This is a genomic window from Fulvivirga aurantia (assembly GCF_009711475.1).
GTDB classification, from domain to species: domain Bacteria; phylum Bacteroidota; class Bacteroidia; order Cytophagales; family Cyclobacteriaceae; genus Fulvivirga; species Fulvivirga aurantia.
Map to the genome: position 1 here is coordinate 1 of NZ_SMMD01000073.1, position 382 is coordinate 382.

Genomic DNA, 382 nt, shown 5'->3' on the forward strand with positions numbered 1-382 from the left:
TGGGTATAATTTCTATTGGTTTGATGGCAATGTGCCAACACCAAATATTGCTGCACCTGATTTCACAGGTGATACCTATAGCAACCTGACCGCTGGTGATTACACCTTGGTGGTGGAAGATGATGCTACCAAGTGTACCGCTAACCCTATAGTTTTAACGATCAATGAAACTACGAGTAATCCAATTATCAGCATTACAGCTCAAACCGATCAAACAAATTGCGACACCAGTAACCCGAACGGAACTATTGATGTGGATGCAGATGGTACCACAGCAGGTTTCACTTTCAATTGGTATACCGGGCAAAGCACGGCCCCTGCTGATGAAATACTCCCTGCTCCTGGTTTTAGTATCACAGGTCTGGCTGCCGGTATTTACACC

The 382-nt window shown here is 45.0% G+C and carries 1 protein-coding gene; it reads left to right on the plus strand.

The genetic code is table 11. The annotated features are described in order from the left end of the window. A partial coding sequence (locus E1176_RS20025; RefSeq protein WP_185152449.1) for a hypothetical protein occupies positions 1 to 382 on the plus strand: 382 nt, incomplete at both ends.